Source organism: Vibrio sp. 1580, from assembly GCF_033340055.1.
In genome coordinates this window covers 1-609 of the sequence record NZ_JAWOVT010000437.1, presented here as the reverse complement: position 1 = coordinate 609, position 609 = coordinate 1, and the positions used below count along the sequence as shown (strand labels likewise).

Sequence of the window (609 nt, the reverse complement as noted above, 5' to 3'; positions counted from 1 at the left end):
TCACGATAAGTTGAACTGCCGTTGCAACGATGAGTGCTCCAGTCGCTACATAGATGTCGTACATCTTGTATAGAGCGAAGAAGATAATGAGAGGAATAAAATCAAGGATTTGCTTCATGTTGCCAAAAACTACCGAGTTGTTGAGTTGCTGACAGTCTAGCGGAATCTGGCGTAATGTGAATAGCTCAAGGGATTTGGATAAAAAATTGCCGCTCAATGAGCGGCAATGTATTGATATGTTTAAGGCACCTAAAAAGGCGAAATCTTGCTCGTTAGTACAGATAGCTTGGTTAGCTTCTGTAGGCTTGACTCATGGCTCGAGAGCTAAACGATTCTTTCCTACGCCACACGTTGGTATTGAGAAATCAGAGACTTTACGTCTTCCAAATAGCCTTCTCTCAACAAGTTATCGACGGTGGCTTCTAGCTCTTCATGCGTCATGGTGAAGCAAGTTGATTTGCCTGTCATTAGGCTCAAATATTGGTGATACTCTTCCTCGGTGTAGCGTCCGATTCTGTCTAACAATAGTGCTTTTATTCCGTGATGAATCAAGCCGTAATATGTGTGTCGGTGAAGTAACATAGCCATCTCCTTATCAAGCTTCCTGAC

2 protein-coding genes are annotated in these 609 nt (G+C 42.9%); both read right to left on the bottom strand.

The window, feature by feature from the left end:
• The coding region (locus R7093_RS26455; RefSeq protein ID WP_318147181.1) for a septation protein IspZ at window positions 1-166 on the bottom strand (166 nt) is incomplete at its 3' end.
• 173 nt (window positions 167-339) lie between these two features.
• Window positions 340-582: a hypothetical protein gene (locus tag R7093_RS26450; RefSeq protein ID WP_005481662.1), complete on the bottom strand. Its 243-nt coding sequence runs from the start codon at window positions 580-582 to the stop codon at window positions 340-342.
• Window positions 583-609: the final 27 nt, after the last annotated feature.